The organism is Heliomicrobium sulfidophilum, from assembly GCF_057715735.1.
In genome coordinates, this window is record NZ_JBVTZZ010000005.1 from 19,686 (window position 1) to 34,869 (window position 15,184).

Genomic DNA, 15,184 nt, shown 5'->3' on the forward strand with positions numbered 1-15,184 from the left:
CAAAAACTTTTCACCGGCAAAAGCGCGCCCTAGGTTTCCTTCTGGTTATTCGTGAGGACCGGCCATCTCGCCGGAGGGGACCGCTTTTTTCTCCTCATCGGGAGCGAGCAGCAGGCTGAGCATGATCAAACCGACGCCGATGGTGATGGCCATGTCGGCCATATTGAAGACAGGGAAGACGCGAAAATCGAAAAAATCAATGACCAGCCCCGAGCGGATCCGATCAATCAGGTTGCCGACGGCACCGCCAGCTTGCAGGGCCAGGCCCAAGCGCAACCAAATCTGTTCTTCCGGCACGCGGCGGTAAAAAAACAAAATAGCGCCCAGAACGACCGTGGTGATGGTAATGAAAAAGACTGTCTTATTGGCCAGCATGCCGAAGGCGGCGCCGGGGTTGAGGATATAGGTTAAGTGAAATATGTTGGGGATGAGCGGAATCGACTCATACTCCGCCATCTTCGCCTGCACGATGGCCTTGGTCAATTGGTCGACGGCGATCGTCGCCAGCAGGATGACCCAGAAAGCGTTGTTGCCAATCCGTCCTGACGGTCCCTGTCTCATGGCCTGCCCCCCCTTTTCCAGAGTGCCCAATCTGAAATATTTTAGCATGCAGGGGCCGGGGGCGCAACCAAGCGCGACAAAGGCCAGCCTTGCGGCTGACCTCTGTATGGTAAAACCTATCGGCCGGAATCTTGAAGCGCACCTTGTTGGGCGTCGGCTCCGGCAGAACGGGCCAGGGTCGCGGAAACGCCGTTGCTCTGGGCCAATTGCTGCTCGGCCAGTTGGACCATCTTCTTGGTCATGAAACCACCGATGGAGCCAACTTCACGAGTGGTCATGTTTTCCCAGCCGGCGCTTTGAACCTTGTTGGCCAGGCCGATTTCGGCGGCCACTTCATACTTGAAGCGGTCCAGCGCGCCTTGCGCCCCAGGGAATACGGCTTTGTTCCGGTTCGGCATTCTTGTTCTTCACCTCCTCCCGTGCTGGTCTAGGCATAGAATGTCTCATCGGAGGCCTCTTCATATTATGAAGCTCCTGTTAAAAACCATAGTCCTTGCCGCGCTACCCATGCCGTGACAGCGCTGGGATGATTTTAGAAACATAAAAGCCGGCGCAAGCCGGCTTACAGGCGATGAGGTCCCTCTTCGTCATCGACGCCATCCATGTCCTGATAAAAGACACCATCTTTCCCCTTCTCGACAGGGATCATCTCGATCGCTTCCGTGCCCCCGACCCGCTCGAAGTGGTTGGGCGCGATCTTGGGATACTCGGGCGTGAACTCCACATCGCTCGGGGTGTCCGAACTGCCATACTGGGCCAGGATCTGCCAAGCGTCCTCGCCGTCGAACATGGTGGGGTCGTTTTCGTCGCGGTCCGTCCCATGCTCGCCGATGGAAAAGAGGTTGTCCGAGTTCCCTCCCCAAGGGTAGGGCGCCACGTCCTCTTCAATGGGACGGGGATGGCGATCCGGATGCAACGCCTCCTCATGACTCTGACATTCGATGCAGAGCGTCGCCGTCGGCATGGCCTCCATCCGCTCTTCGGGGATTTTTTGATGGCATTTTTCGCAGATCCCGTAGATGCCCTCGCTGATGCGCCGCTTGGCCTTCGCGATCTCATCCAGTTCCCGGCTGAAGCGATCCCGCGTCCCCAGGTCCTTGCCCCGTTCATAGACCTCGCTGCCCACATCGGCGGGGTGATTGTCATAGAGGCTCAATTCCTGGATCGATTCGCCCATCGATTCCCCCAGGGCGTCCTGGGTCATGTGGGTCAGTTGGTCCCGGATGTCCGTCTCCATCGCGTTCAGGCGCCACCAGGCGGCCTCATGGCTGTCCGGCATCGGTATCCCCTCTTTCCCCTGTTCGTTTTCATTTGAAAAGGGCAAACTGCCTGTGCGGCCCATTTGCCTTCAGTGTCGGATCCTCACGTACATGATTTACATGCCCAACTGCGTCTGCACCATGCGGACCACCTCGGCGATGAACCCGCCGATCAGCGGCAGGTTGAGCACGACCAATTCGCGCAGGATCAGCACGGCCACTGCGCCGAGGACCGTAAAGCCGACGGTCATGCCCAGACCGCGCGCCAGACCGGCTAAAAAGTTCAGGTATAAGAGGCGTTTCGGGTCGTTAAAGAGGTCCACGTACTCGGCCACACGGATCTTCTCCATGTCCACAGCCAGCATAGCAATCCGCTCGTTGAGCGATTCGACGAGCCGCTTGTCGACCTGCGGTTGTTCTCTTTCCATTTTGCCCACCTGCCTGGGCATAGTATGTGCCATGATTTTACTGCTCATGAAAGGCATTTAAGCACTCCCATGGATAAACCAGCGGATGTATATTTAACGGATTTATTGTTTAACACGTTCACAAATAAGGTAATGGTAATACTTTCGAATAAAAAGTGCATATATACCCCCCTATTTGCCAAAATCTTGGAAGATCAAATAATGCATCAGACCAGCCATCTCTTTTCTAATATTTTTATTTTTTCTATGCTTCTCCCATTTTTCCTTTTATCTAGACCAAAACCAATCCAGTCAGATCTTTTTATATAATAAAAAAGCTGCCTCTCTTGTTGAAAGGCAGCCTGCTGGTTATATGAGGAATGAAAGTTAGAAATCAAGTGGAACTTATCGAAAATATCGCTCTCTAGTTATTCAACGCCTGCAACGGCGCCGGAATCCTCCCGCCCCTCGCCACAAAGGACGCGGCACTGAAGCCATGGACTGGCATGACTGGCGCGTGACCGAGGAGTCCGCCAAACTCCACATGGTCGCCCACCTTTTTGCCGGGTACGGGGATGATGCGGACGGCGGTCGTCTTGCGGTTGATCATGCCGATGGCCGCTTCATCGGCGATGATGGCCGAGATCGTCTCCGCCGGCGTGTCGCCAGGAACAGCAATCATATCGAGGCCGACAGAGCAGACACAGGTCATCGCTTCCAGCTTGTCCAGGGTCAGCGCGCCCGCCTCGACGGCGGCGATCATGCCGGCGTCTTCGCTGACAGGGATAAAGGCGCCCGATAAGCCGCCCACATAGGAAGAGGCCATGGCGCCGCCCTTTTTCACGGCATCATTGAGCAGGGCCAGGGCGGCTGTCGTGCCATGGGTGCCACAGCGCTCCAGGCCCATCGCTTCCAGGATGTCGGCCACACTATCGCCAATGGCCGGCGTCGGCGCCAGGGAGAGGTCGACGATGCCGAAGGGCACGCCGAGCCGTTCCGAAGCGGCCCGGCCAACCAGTTCACCCATGCGGGTGATCTTGAAGGCCGTCTGCTTGATGATCGTGGCCAGTTCGCCGAAGTCGCAGCCAGGCTTTTTGCGGACGGCGTTCAGGACGACGCCAGGGCCGCTGACGCCCACATTGATGACACACTCCGGTTCGCCGATACCGTGGAAAGCGCCGGCCATGAAGGGGTTGTCCTCAGGGACGTTGCAGAAGACGACCAACTTGGCGCAGCCCAGGCCGTCGCGGTCGGCCGTCGCCTCGGCAGTAGCCTTGACGATACGGCCCATGAGCGCCACCGCATCCATGTTGATGCCCGCCTTGGTGGTGGCGATGTTGATAGAGGCGCAGACGCGCTCGGTGACGGCCAAGGCTTCCGGCAGCGACTCGATGAGCGCCCGGTCGCCAGGGGTCATCCCCTTGTGGACGAGGGCCGAGTAACCGCCGATGAAGTTGACGCCCACCGTCTTGGCAGCGTCGTCGAGGGCCTTGGCAACAGTGACATAGCCGTCCAACCCCATGCTCTCGGCGACCAGGGAGATGGGGGTGACGGAGATGCGCTTGTTGATGATGGGAATGCCGTATCGGCCTTCAATCTCTTCTCCAGTCTTGACTAGGTCGCCGGCCATGCGGGTCACCTTGTCATAGACGGCCTTGGCTGTCGCCGCCGCATCGGTGCGGCAGCAGTCGCGCAGGGAGATCCCCATGGTAATGGTGCGGATGTCCAGATTTTCCATCTGGACCATGCGGATGGTCTCCATGATTTCCTGGGGTGATATGGAAAGGGGCATGAGCAAAACCCTCCCGACCGGTTAAATACAGATGAATGATGAATCCGTTAATGAAAGAAGCATACACTTGATTTCAGTTGAATGACGATGCGTCTATCAGATGCGATGCATGAACTTGAAGATATCCTCGTGTTGGGCCATGATCTGAACGCCCAGTTCCTTGCCCTTGTCTTCGAGCGCCTTGCGCAATTGTTCGAAGCTGGCTTTGGCGTCGTTCATGTCGATGACCATGATCATCGTGAAAAATTCGCCTTGCAGGATCGTCTGGCTGATATCGAGGATATTTGCGCCGGCGTCGGCGATGATGGTGGCGACGCTGGCGATGATCCCCACCCGGTCCGCACCGATGACCGTGACGATGACACGGTTGTCCTTTTTTTCTGGCATGATTTTTTCCACTCCTTGCAAATCAGGGACGCCGCCCCTGGGAATACTCATTTCGAGGTATTTCCTAATTATTCGGGGCGGCGCCGTCATCTCCTGCCTATTTTTGTCGAATTACGAATAGCGGCGCGAAAGAAGCATCTCTTTCACCGCCGCTATCCGGCACTGCCCATTTTGGCATTGACCCATTTTAAATCAGCATTTTGACGATCTGCCCGTTCTTGATCACCGCCGCGTTGGCCTCATCGGTGTCCACATGCATCTCAGCGGCAAAGGTTTCGTGGACGCGGATCAACACATGGTCGAAACGCAGTCCCCGGATACCGCCCACCTCGACAGCAATGCGGTCCTTGTCTTTGAGGCCTAGTCGCGTCGCCTCGTCGACGCCGAAGTGGATGTGGCGGGCAGCCACGATGGCCCCTTCTTTCAGCGCCACCTGTCCCAGCGGCCCTACCAGGGTGATCCCTGGCGTCTCGGCCAGATCGCCTGAGTCGCGGATGACTGGCGGGATCCCCAGTTTATAACAGTCGGTCACCGACACCTCGACCTGGGACTGTTTGCGCAGCGGCATGAGCAATCGGACGCCCTCGATCAGTCCCTTGGGACCCATCAGGGTCAGCGTTTCTCGGGCGGCATACTGTCCTGGCTGGGACAGGTCTTTCATCTGTTCGGGCTGGTAGCCTTCGCCGAAGAGCCGAACCAGGTCCGCCTCGGACAAGTGCAGGTGCCGGTTGGAGACGCCCACGGTGACCTCTTTTTTCGCTGCATCGAACAAAGGCCTCAGCCCCTCCTGTCATCATCCTCCATCCTGTAGGATGACCGGGGGCGGGCAGTGGCTATGAGTGCACCGGAACGGTAGCTTGTGGAATTTACCCTTCGAGCGCAGCAGCGCAGCGCGGGCAGATGGTCGGACGTTCTTCCGAAGCGCCCACCTCTTCGCTGTAGATCCAGCAGCGCTCGCATTTCTGTCCGGGGGCCTTGGCGACCTCGACAGCCAATCCGGCCACGTCGGCCTCGCGGAAGGCTCCGGCAGGCGCCGCATCGGGCACGCCAGCCAGTTCAACGGAGGAGACGATGAAGAAGGTGGCCAGCTCTTCCCCCTCTAGGAAGCCCCGCAGGTCGGCGTCGACAAACAACCGCACCTGGGCTTCGAGCGAATGGCCGATGACCTTGGCCTGGCGGGCCGTTTCGAGGGCCTTCGAGACGATAGCGCGGATGTCGAGAAGTCGCTCCATCTTGTCGGCCAGAGCGGCATCGATGAAGCGGCTGTCGGCTTCTGGCCAGCCGGCTGTCTGGACCGTCTTGGCCCGTTCCTTAGCACCAGGCAGGTAGCCCCAGACCTCTTCAGCGGTGAAACTGATGAAGGGTGCCAACATCCGCACGAGGGCGTCGGCCGTATGGTAGAGGACCGTCTGGGCTGACCGGCGCGCCTGCGACTTAGCCGGCGAGGCGTAGAGGCGGTCTTTGATGATATCGAGGTAGAAGGCGCTCATGTCGACGGCGCAGAAGTTGTGGACGGCATGGTAGACGACATGGAACTCGTAGTTGCGGCAGGCGGCGGTGACGCGCTGGATCAGCTTGTGCAGCAGCATCATGGCCCAGCGGTCCAGTTCGGTCATCTCTTCGAAAGCCACCATATCGGCCTTCGGATCGAAGTCGTAGAGGTTGCCCAGGAAGTAGCGGAAGGTGTTGCGGATCTTGCGATAGCCGTCGGCCGTCTGGCGCATGATGTTCGGCGAGGCGGCCACATCGGTCCGGTAGTCGACGGAAGCGACCCAGAGGCGCAGGATGTCGGCGCCCATGTCCTTGATCACGTCCTGGGGCTCAACGCCGTTGCCGAGGGATTTCGACATTTTGCGGCCCTGCTCATCGACAAGGAAACCGTGGGTGAGGACAGCCTTGTAGGGCGCCACTCCCTTGGTAGCCACCGACGTGGAGAGGGATGAGTTGAACCAGCCCCGGTGCTGATCTGATCCTTCCAAGTAGAGGTCGGCAGGGAAATGCAGGTCCTCGCGCGTCTCCAACACAGCCGCATGGGACGAACCGGAGTCAAACCAAACATCCATGATGTCCGTCTCTTTGCGGAAATTGCCATGGCCGCACTTGCCGCAGGTCAGGCCCGGCGGGACGAGGTCATCAGCCTCGCGGGCAAACCAGACGTCAGAACCGTGGTCGCGGAAGAGGCCTTGGATATGGCTGATCGTCTCATCGTTGATGATCGCCTCACCGCAGTCGGCGCAGTAGAAGATAGGGATCGGCACACCCCAGGTCCGCTGGCGGGAGATGCACCAGTCGCCGCGGTCGGCGACCATGTTGTAGATGCGGTCGCGGCCCCAGGCCGGGATCCAGCGCACATTGTCGATAGCTTCCAGGGCCTCTTTGCGGAAGCCGTCGATGGAGGCGAACCACTGTTCCGTGGCCCGGAAGAGGATGGGGTGCTTGCAGCGCCAGCAGTGGGGATACTGGTGTTTGATCTTGCCGGCCCGGATCAAGAGGCCCCGTTGCTTCAGTTCCTCGATGACGGCGGGGTTGGCCTGGGTCGTCGTCATGCCGGCAAACATGCCGCCTTCGGAAGTAAACTTGCCCCGATTGTCGACAGGCGAGATGACCTCCAAACCGTACACCTTGCCGACCAGGAAGTCCTCGACGCCGTGCCCGGGCGCCGTGTGGACGCAGCCGGTGCCCTGTTCCAGGGTGACATGCTCGCCCAGGATCAGCAGGGATTCGCGCTCAAAAAAGGGATGCTGGCAGACGAGGCGCTCCAAGTCCTTGCCGGTGAACTCCTGCTCCACCTGGCCGCCTTCCAGACCGGTGTCGGCCATGAACTTGGCCAGCAGTTCCTTCGCCACGATCAGCCGGTCGCCGCCGAAGCGGACGAGGACGTAGGCGAATTCGGAGTGAAGCGTGACGGCCACGTTGGCCGGCAGCGTCCAGGGCGTCGTCGTCCAGATGACCACATAGGCATCCTTGGCGTCAAAGAGGCCTTTCGAATCCTTGACGGGGAATTTGACATAGATGGAGGGCGATTCCTTGTCGGCATACTCAACTTCCGCTTCAGCCAGGGCTGTTTCGCAGGAGGCGCACCAGTAGACTGGCTTCAAGCCCTTGTAGATGTAGCCCTTTTTCGCCATCTCGCCGAAAACGCCGATTTGGGCAGCCTCGAACTCCGGCTTCAGCGTGATATAGGGGTTCTCCCAGTCGCCGCGGACTCCGAGTCGTTTGAAGCCGTTGCGCTGAATGTCGACGTACTTCAAGGCGTAGTCCTGGCAGCGGCGGCGGAACTCAACGGTGGAGACGGCGTGGCGGTTCAAGCCCAGCGCCTTGATCGCCTGCTGCTCGATGGGCAGGCCGTGGGTGTCCCAGCCGGGCACATAAGGCGCGTCAAAGCCGTCCATAGAGTGGAACTTGACAATGAAGTCCTTGAGCACCTTGTTCAGCGTGTGGCCCAGGTGGATCTCGCCGTTGGCGTAGGGCGGTCCGTCATGGAGGATGAACTTCGGTTTCCCGGCGTTGGCCTTGGCCACCTCCCGGTAGAGGTCGATCTCCTCCCAGAACTTGACGACATCCGGCTCCCGCTTGGGCAGATTCGCCCGCATCGGAAATTCCGTCTGGGGCAGGTTGAGTGTCTTGCTGTAGTCGGGGCTTTCCTTCCCGTTCACTTGCCTCTCACCTCATTTAAAACTAAAAAACCCTCTCCCCTTATCTGGTAAGGGGCGAGAGTTTCCTCGCGGTGCCACCCTTGATCGTTCCGCTCCGGCGCATTTCGCTGCTGTGCTGGATAGCAATCAGCGCATCCCTGCGTTGCCGAACGGACACCTCCTGTATGCGCATAACGGCCGCTGCCGGCGCCGCCTACTCGCTTCAGCGACGCAGCTCCCGGGGGATATGCGGGTAGCGCCCTTGCCCTGGCTTCCACCTTCCCAGGTTCGCTGTCAAGTCGGTCTACACGCACCTGTCCCGTTCAACACTGTTGGAAATATCATCAGTCGATCCTTTTGAGTTATCAACGGTCGACGATTTCTGGCGCAAAAAAGCACAAAAATATTATACCGAAAGACAGGTTCAGATGTCAAACTTCTTGAGCAAATCCTCCTGGCTGAGGCCGTCAACTTCCAGTGTTTTCACCCGCCCCGTCTCGCCGGACACCAGGCGCACCTGCTGGCGGGAAAGGCCAAGGGTCTTGGCAAAAAACTGCAGGCAGGCGGCATTAGCCTCGCCGTCGACAGGCGGCGCCGTCAAGCGGACCTTCAAGGCGTCATCGAGGAGACCGCAGACCTCATTCTTTGATGCCCGCGGCTGCACCCGGATCTTGAAGCGGATGCCGCCAGTTCGTTCTTGCGTCCACAGCATCAGCCGGCCTGACCCTCCTTGGCAAGGTAAGCACCGTGGGACCAGGGCCTCGCATCGGCGTAGGGTTCATCCATGTTCGCCATCTCTTCCCAGTCCTCGCCCTTGACCGTCTCCAGTTGGGACAGCAGCATGGCCCGGAACTGGACCCGGAACTGGCGAAACTGGTTGCGCATGTGTTCATACTGGCGCTCCATGTCCTGCTGTTTCGCTCGCGCCGCCGCCAGAATCTGTTCCGCCTGGAGATGGGCCTCCTTCAGCCGCACCTCGGCCTCCCGCTCCGCAGAAGCCCGCTGCTCATCGGCCGTCTTCTGGGCCAACACCAGTGTATTGTTCAAGGTCTCTTCAAGGTGACGGTAGCGGAGTAGGTTTTCTTCGCAACGGGCCACCTGTTCCTTCAGGAGGATGTTTTCCTTGTACAGTTCTTCAAAGGACTGGGCGACCTGACGCTGGAACTCGTCCACCTCTTCCGCCTTATAGCCCCAGGCGCCCTTGCGAAACTCCTTCTGGTGGATCTCAAGCGGTGTCAGCATCGGTATCCTCCTTCACCAGTTGGCTCAATCAGCTTCGGCTTTTTCACCCGTCCGAGGGTGGCCATTTACCGGTCGGCAGGCTGCCAGACCGTCAGCCGGATACGTCCTTTCTTCGTCTCGCTGCCGATAGCACGCAGGACGGCTCGTCCAAGCCCCCGCAGCGAAAGGATGTCCCCCTCGTCAGCGCTTTTGCACCCGTCGGTCGTCTCGAGACCGTTCACCTTCAACAATCCCCGCCCGATGGCCTCATCGGCCCGAGAACGGGAGAGATGCCAGATTGCCGCGATCAGTGCGTCTAAACGCAGGGACGCCACCGTGATCATTCGCTCTTCCCCCTCGTCGATAAAGACGGGTACGCTCCCATCATCGATGAGGCGAATCGCCAAATCAGACTGGCGGACTTGACGCCACTGGGCCTCCACATAGCGGGCCACGTCACCGTCCAACACGACGGCGCAGCCCCGCTCGGTCAGCTTTAGATCGCCCACCTTCTCCCGGCGGATCCCCAACCCAAGCAAGGCCCCCAGGTAATCCCGGTGGCCGATCTTTTCGCCTTTCCCAACAGGCTCGGCCAAGAGCCAGCAGATCCGGCTGTCCGGCCAGTCCTCTTCGTCAGGCAACAGGACGAGCCGCTGCCGTTCCGCACCCTCGTAGCCGCCATCAGCCACATGAGGGACGCCACCCGATCCGCGCAGGAAATCCTGGGCCGCTTTGCGTAAATAGGGCTCCAAAAAGTCGGTCACCTGCTGGCGGTGCGTCCGCCGGCACTGTTCCGCCTGATCGGCAATCCGGGCCAGCTTTTCCCGTCCCTCCCCCGGAGGCAGATGGGAAAAGCGTCGTTCACGAGAAGGATCCATTTAGAAGATCAGTTGGAGCAGCGCCCGCTCCAGGACCTCCAACAGGATATAGGCGACGATGGGGGAAAAGTCAACAGGGAGCGACGCCGGCACAGGGATGATCCGGCGCAGCGGCGACAGGACCGGTTCCGTAATGTCGTAGATGAAGCGGATGATCGTCCCGTCGGGGTTGTGGGGGAAGTAGGAGAGGATCACCCGAATGACGATGAGAAACTTTAATACCTCAAAAGCGATGTTGATGATCTGATAAGTCTCGCCGATTCCCAATAGTCACCCTCCATTTCACGCAAGAACCCGGCGGAAGGGCCGGGTCATTTCATCGGGAACCTGACAGTTCACGGGCACGGTGGGTAGCCGCATGAACGGCGGCGAAAACAGAGGAACGGAGCCCGCCATCTTCCAGCGCCTGAACGCCAGCGATAGTGGTGCCGCCGGGAGAAGTCACCTTATCCCGCTCCACAGCAGGATGGTTGCCTGTCTGGCGGATCATTTCAGCCGAACCGCTCACCGTCTGCAAGGCGAACCGGCGGGCCAGATCGCGCGACAGACCTTCTTTGACCCCAGCGTCGATCAAGGCCTCAATAAAGAGGTACACATAGGCAGGGCCGCTCCCGCTCAAACCCGTCACCGCGTCCAGATAAGACTCGGGCAGCACCTCGGCGATTCCGACCGCTTCTAAGAGCTGGCACGCCGTCTCCACATCCGCCTCTGAGGTGCCCCGCCCGCCCGCCAGGGCTGACGCGCCCATGCCGACGAGGGCCGGCGTATTGGGCATCACCCGGACAATGGGGATCTCCGGTGAGAGCCAGTCCTCCAGTTGGGCCAAGGTGCTCCCGGCGGCGATAGAGATGACAAGGTGATTCGCAGTAATTTCATTTTTCAGCGGGGCCAGCACTGCGGGCAACACCTGGGGCTTAACGGCCAGAACGACAATGTCAGAACGACGGCAGACTGTGGTGTTGTCGGTAGTGACACCGACGCCGAGTTGCGCATGGAGTGCTTCCAGGCGTGTTGGTGAAACATCAGAAACGGTCAGACGGTCAGCCGGGACGTGGGAGAGAAGGCCACGCAGCAGCGCTTCAGCCATAGCTCCGCCACCGATAAACCCGATCCGTCGACCTTCGAGGCGGGAAACCTTCAATGATGTCAGACCTCCTAGCCTTTATTGGCCCATGCCAAAGGTGAGCGGACAGACGACAGTTCGTCGCTGGCGACATCGCCGGAGATGTCCACATTGCTCGGCGCGAAGACGAAGATGTTAGCGCCCACCTTCTGCATGGAGCCGTTGAGCGCATAGGTGGTGCCGCTGATGAAGTCGATGACCCGCTGGGCCATTTCCCGATCGGCTTTTTCCAGGTTGAGGATGACCTGCCGCCGGTTTTTTAGGTGGTCGGCAATGGCCCTCGCCTCATCAAAGGTCTTCGGTTCGCAAACCACAACCTTCAACTCCTTCTTCTGCCGTTCCGTCACCAGACTGACGACAGGCGCTGCCGTCCGTTCCGACCGTTCAACCCGTTCGGCGCTGCGCCGGGAAAAGGCCGATTCCCGTTCCTCGCTGGGCTGATTCGCCGCCGATGTTGCCTCATCCATTTCCTCAATCTCATCGCCGAGCCCCATGATGCTGTAAAATTTCTCCACCAGTTTGGCCATCGAAAAAAATCCTCCCCTCTTACGGACGACCGCCGAACAGGCCTGAGCCGATCCGGACGATGGTCGCTCCCTCTTCGACTGCGACTTCATAATCGTTTGACATCCCCATGGAAAGGTGCCCCATATCCACCCCTGGTAACCTTAAATCCTCCACTTCGCGAGAGAGTCGGCGCAAATCGCGGAAAACCGATCGCGCCTCCTCGGGGTCGTCCACGTAAGGCGCCATCGTCATCAGTCCGCAGATATGTATGCCCTCCAAGGCGGACACATGGCGGATAAAGGGGATCAACGCGCCCTTATCGACGCCGTGTTTGCTCTCCTCCCCCGCCACGTTCACCTCGACGAGACAGTCGATGGGCCGACCCAACCGCGCCGCATGGCGAGCGATCGCCTCTGCCAGCGACAGCCTGTCCAGCGAGTGGATCAATTCCACTTTGTCATAGATGTACTTCACTTTGTTCGTCTGCAACGTTCCGATCATATGCCAGCGAACCGGACCGCGCACCTGGGGATACTTCTCCAACAGTTCCTGCACCCGGTTCTCCCCGAGCAGGTCAACGCCGGCGTCCACCACCTGTTGGATCCGTTCAACCGGGACTGTCTTGGTCACCGCCAGCAACCGGATGGACTCCGGATCACGACCGGCGCGCAAGGCGGCTTCACGGATTCTTTGGCGCACACGGCCCAAATTATCCTCCAAATGGCCCATGATCGCTCAATCCCTTCACCACGCTTCGTATTTCGCCGTTCGACAGGGAAATCCTGCTACTCTTACCTTGAATTTTTACCTTTTGCCTGGTTTTTTATTTAATTTCCTGCCCTTCCCGGAGGAGAGCCGGGTTTTGAACAACCAATTCCCCTTCCTTGACGCCGTCGATGATCACCTGATCACCGACAGCCGCTTTGACCTCAACCGGTCGCCACTCGGCGCGGTTCTTCTCCGCCACCCAGAGGCCTTTTTGCCCGTCCCGGTCGACGATCACATCCTTAGACAGGAGGATCCCTTTATGGATCTTGTCCACAATCCGAAGGGACAACCGGCGTGTTTTGAACACCTCAGCAGGCGGGTTGATCAACTGGAAGACAGCCCAGACATCATCGGCGCCGCGCACCTGCAAAACCTTGCCATAAAAGTTCGGGCCTGAGGCATTGAGTGTGAGCGTCAGTCGTCGCGAGGGCACCAGCGGCCCACCCAGGTCTTTCACGTTGTAATGGGTCAGGAAGTGGGCTTTCTCCACATTGTCGATAACCTTGAACAAGCCTTGTCCCGCCTGGGCCAGGCCGTCAGAGGGGATCTCCTGCGGTTTTTCGGCCAGCGCGCTCAACTGTTCTGTGCTTAACTCGTCGAGCGCCCGGGGATCGAGCACCTCTTCGAGGCCGTCGAGCTTGTAGACAATCAAGCCGGCTCTCGGCGACGGCAGGTCTTGCTGGCTGCCCATCTCTTCCCCGACAGGGCTCAAACCCTTTAGCCGAACCACCGGAGTGCCGACACGGACCTTATCACCGTCTTTGACCAGCCGCTCGATGTGACCAGCCACCGGCGCGTGGACGACCCGCTCATCGCGGATCACCCAACCGGGCAATTCCCGCGTCTCGGCGAGTTGTCCCATCTTCGCCGCCTGCAATTCCACAGTAACCTTGACGAGATAGCCGGTGATCCTGTCTTTCATCCACCAGAGACCGACGCCTAGGGCGGCCAGCAGCAACGCTACCGCCGCCAAGCGCAAGAGCGCCAGACGCCTCCGCTGCCGCAAGGCCTCTTTTCCCACCGGAACCATCGTCAGACGGGACATTGCCTTTTCCCCCTAGCGCCCTATCATGATAGAAATCGATACAAATTGTGGTCGAATTGGATCCAGTGGTTTAGTGAGTGTTCCGCCCCTTCTCCGCCGTCGCCTCATTCGACAGCCCCGTAATCTCGAAGAGCTTGAAGATGAGACTCAAGAGAATCGCCACCACCGTCGCCAGAGCCATGCCTTTTAAGGCGATGGCGCCCCACTGGATCTGGGCGCCGCTGACGCCGATAAGTAAGACGACGGAGGTGAGGATCAGGTTGGTCGCCTTCGAATAATCGACCTTCGACTCGACGAGCATGCGCACACCTGAGGCGGCGATGACACCGAAAAGCAGCAGAGAGACACCGCCCATGACTGGTGACGGAATCGCCTGGATGGCAGCAGAGAGCTTGCCCACGAAGGAGAGGATGATGGCGATGATCGCCGCAATGCCCAGCACCCATGTCGAGTAGACCTTGGTGATGGCCATGACACCGATGTTTTCCCCGTAGGTGGTGTTCGGCGTAGATCCGAAAAAGCCGGAGAACATCGTCGACAAGCCGTTGCCGAGGAGGGAGCGGTCGAGGCCGGGATCGCGGGAGAGTTCTTTGCCGACAATGTTGCCGGTTACGATCAAGTGGCCCACATGTTCGGCGATGACGACCAACGCCGCCGGGGCGATGATAGCGATGGCACCCCAGTCAAAACGCGGCGTATAAAAGGTTGGAGCAGATATCCAATAGGCATCGACGACAGGTTGCCAGTTCACCATACCCATAAAGCCAGCCAAAGCGTATCCAGAAAGAACTCCGAAGAGGATGGGGATAATGGCCAGGAAGCCGCGAAAGACGACGGAGCCGATCAGAGTCACTGCCAGCGTAAACAGGGAGACCGTGATCGCCTTCATATCCAATGGCGTTGCGCCCGTCGGATCAGGGATCAGGCCGGCCATCCCGGCGGCTACCGGCGCCAGTTCCAAACCGATGACAGCAACGATAGCGCCCATGGCGGCTGGCGGAAAGATCACATCAAGCCATCCGGTGCCGGTCGCCTTGATGATCAGCGCCACAACCGTGAAGATCAGGCCGACGACGATGAAGCCACCCAGGGCCGCTTCATAGCCGTACTTCGGCAAAACCATCATGACCGGCGAGATGAAAGCAAAACTGGAACCCAGGTAGGCCGGAATCTTGCCCCGGCAGATCAACAGATACAAGATCGTGCCGATGCCGTTGAAAAGAAGGATGGTAGCCGGGTCGACTTTGAACAGGATAGGAACAAAGACAGTGGCCCCAAACATGGCGAAGAGGTGTTGGAGACTGAGCGGAATCGTTTGCAGCAGTGGCAATCGTTCATCGACTTGGATCTCACGTTTCATGATGCATGTCTCTCCTCGTTCTGCGTCTTACAGACGTCTGCTACGGAGTTCTTACGAAAACCGCTCGCTTCTGCCCTCTTGTCCAATGATAGCAAATGGATCGTCTTTTTCAAACCCTTTGACAGGTGTCTTCGGGAGATTATCGCATTTTTAGCCTGTCCTTGTCTGCTCCTGTCCATGAGGAAAAAAAACAAGCTCCCAACTACTGGGAGCCCCCGTTTACTTTCATATGGATCCACCC

17 protein-coding genes are annotated in these 15,184 nt (G+C 58.9%); all 17 read right to left on the reverse strand.

Going from position 1 to position 15,184, the window contains the following annotated elements:
• Positions 1 to 45: 45 nt before the first annotated feature.
• Positions 46 to 561 carry a signal peptidase II gene (gene lspA / locus AC0CW1_RS05865; protein ID WP_488182149.1) on the reverse strand — a complete coding sequence of 172 codons (516 nt, stop codon included), beginning with the start codon at positions 559 to 561 and terminating at the stop codon, positions 46 to 48.
• Between the two features lie 116 nt (positions 562 to 677).
• A complete protein-coding gene (locus AC0CW1_RS05870; RefSeq protein ID WP_488182150.1) occupies positions 678 to 959 on the reverse strand; it encodes an alpha/beta-type small acid-soluble spore protein in 282 nt (93 codons plus the stop codon).
• 164 nt (positions 960 to 1,123) lie between these two features.
• The gene (locus AC0CW1_RS05875; RefSeq protein WP_488182151.1) at positions 1,124 to 1,840 is read right to left on the reverse strand and encodes a TraR/DksA C4-type zinc finger protein; all 717 of its coding nucleotides are present in this window, start codon (positions 1,838 to 1,840) and stop codon (positions 1,124 to 1,126) included.
• A gap of 96 nt (positions 1,841 to 1,936) precedes the next feature.
• The gene (locus tag AC0CW1_RS05880; RefSeq protein WP_488182152.1) at positions 1,937 to 2,248 is read right to left on the reverse strand and encodes a DUF5665 domain-containing protein; all 312 of its coding nucleotides are present in this window, start codon (positions 2,246 to 2,248) and stop codon (positions 1,937 to 1,939) included.
• Positions 2,249 to 2,651: 403 nt separating this feature from the next.
• Positions 2,652 to 4,019: a DUF711 family protein gene (locus AC0CW1_RS05885; RefSeq protein WP_488182153.1), complete on the reverse strand. Its 1,368-nt coding sequence runs from the start codon at positions 4,017 to 4,019 to the stop codon at positions 2,652 to 2,654.
• 96 nt (positions 4,020 to 4,115) lie between these two features.
• Entirely contained in the window at positions 4,116 to 4,406 is a 291-nt protein-coding gene (locus AC0CW1_RS05890) for an ACT domain-containing protein (RefSeq protein ID WP_488182154.1), read from the reverse strand.
• Positions 4,407 to 4,593: 187 nt separating this feature from the next.
• Positions 4,594 to 5,178: a phosphate propanoyltransferase gene (locus tag AC0CW1_RS05895; RefSeq protein ID WP_488182155.1), complete on the reverse strand. Its 585-nt coding sequence runs from the start codon at positions 5,176 to 5,178 to the stop codon at positions 4,594 to 4,596.
• Between the two features lie 94 nt (positions 5,179 to 5,272).
• Positions 5,273 to 7,999 (reverse strand): isoleucine--tRNA ligase, encoded by a 2,727-nt coding sequence (gene ileS, locus AC0CW1_RS05900; RefSeq protein WP_488184095.1) that lies wholly within the window; start codon positions 7,997 to 7,999, stop codon positions 5,273 to 5,275.
• 466 nt (positions 8,000 to 8,465) lie between these two features.
• Positions 8,466 to 8,753: a DUF167 domain-containing protein gene (locus tag AC0CW1_RS05905; protein ID WP_488182156.1), complete on the reverse strand. Its 288-nt coding sequence runs from the start codon at positions 8,751 to 8,753 to the stop codon at positions 8,466 to 8,468.
• Positions 8,753 to 9,283 carry a DivIVA domain-containing protein gene (locus tag AC0CW1_RS05910; protein WP_488182157.1) on the reverse strand — a complete coding sequence of 177 codons (531 nt, stop codon included), beginning with the start codon at positions 9,281 to 9,283 and terminating at the stop codon, positions 8,753 to 8,755. Before AC0CW1_RS05910 ends, AC0CW1_RS05905 begins: the two co-directional genes overlap by 1 nt.
• A 65-nt stretch (positions 9,284 to 9,348) precedes the next feature.
• Positions 9,349 to 10,140: a YlmH family RNA-binding protein gene (locus AC0CW1_RS05915; protein WP_488182158.1), complete on the reverse strand. Its 792-nt coding sequence runs from the start codon at positions 10,138 to 10,140 to the stop codon at positions 9,349 to 9,351.
• Positions 10,141 to 10,407, reverse strand: coding sequence for a YggT family protein (locus tag AC0CW1_RS05920; protein ID WP_488182159.1), 267 nt, complete (start codon positions 10,405 to 10,407; stop codon positions 10,141 to 10,143).
• Between the two features lie 49 nt (positions 10,408 to 10,456).
• A complete protein-coding gene (gene proC / locus AC0CW1_RS05925; RefSeq protein ID WP_488182160.1) occupies positions 10,457 to 11,281 on the reverse strand; it encodes a pyrroline-5-carboxylate reductase in 825 nt (274 codons plus the stop codon).
• Positions 11,282 to 11,295: 14 nt separating this feature from the next.
• Positions 11,296 to 11,790 carry a cell division protein SepF gene (locus AC0CW1_RS05930; protein WP_488182161.1) on the reverse strand — a complete coding sequence of 165 codons (495 nt, stop codon included), beginning with the start codon at positions 11,788 to 11,790 and terminating at the stop codon, positions 11,296 to 11,298.
• Between the two features lie 19 nt (positions 11,791 to 11,809).
• Complete coding sequence (locus tag AC0CW1_RS05935; RefSeq protein ID WP_488182162.1) at positions 11,810 to 12,499, reverse strand: YggS family pyridoxal phosphate-dependent enzyme; 690 nt, start codon at positions 12,497 to 12,499, stop codon at positions 11,810 to 11,812.
• 94 nt (positions 12,500 to 12,593) lie between these two features.
• Positions 12,594 to 13,583, reverse strand: coding sequence for a biotin/lipoyl attachment domain-containing protein (locus AC0CW1_RS05940; protein ID WP_488182163.1), 990 nt, complete (start codon positions 13,581 to 13,583; stop codon positions 12,594 to 12,596).
• 70 nt (positions 13,584 to 13,653) lie between these two features.
• A complete protein-coding gene (gene uraA, locus AC0CW1_RS05945; protein ID WP_488182164.1) occupies positions 13,654 to 14,943 on the reverse strand; it encodes a uracil permease in 1,290 nt (429 codons plus the stop codon).
• Between the last annotated feature and the right edge of the window lie 241 nt (positions 14,944 to 15,184).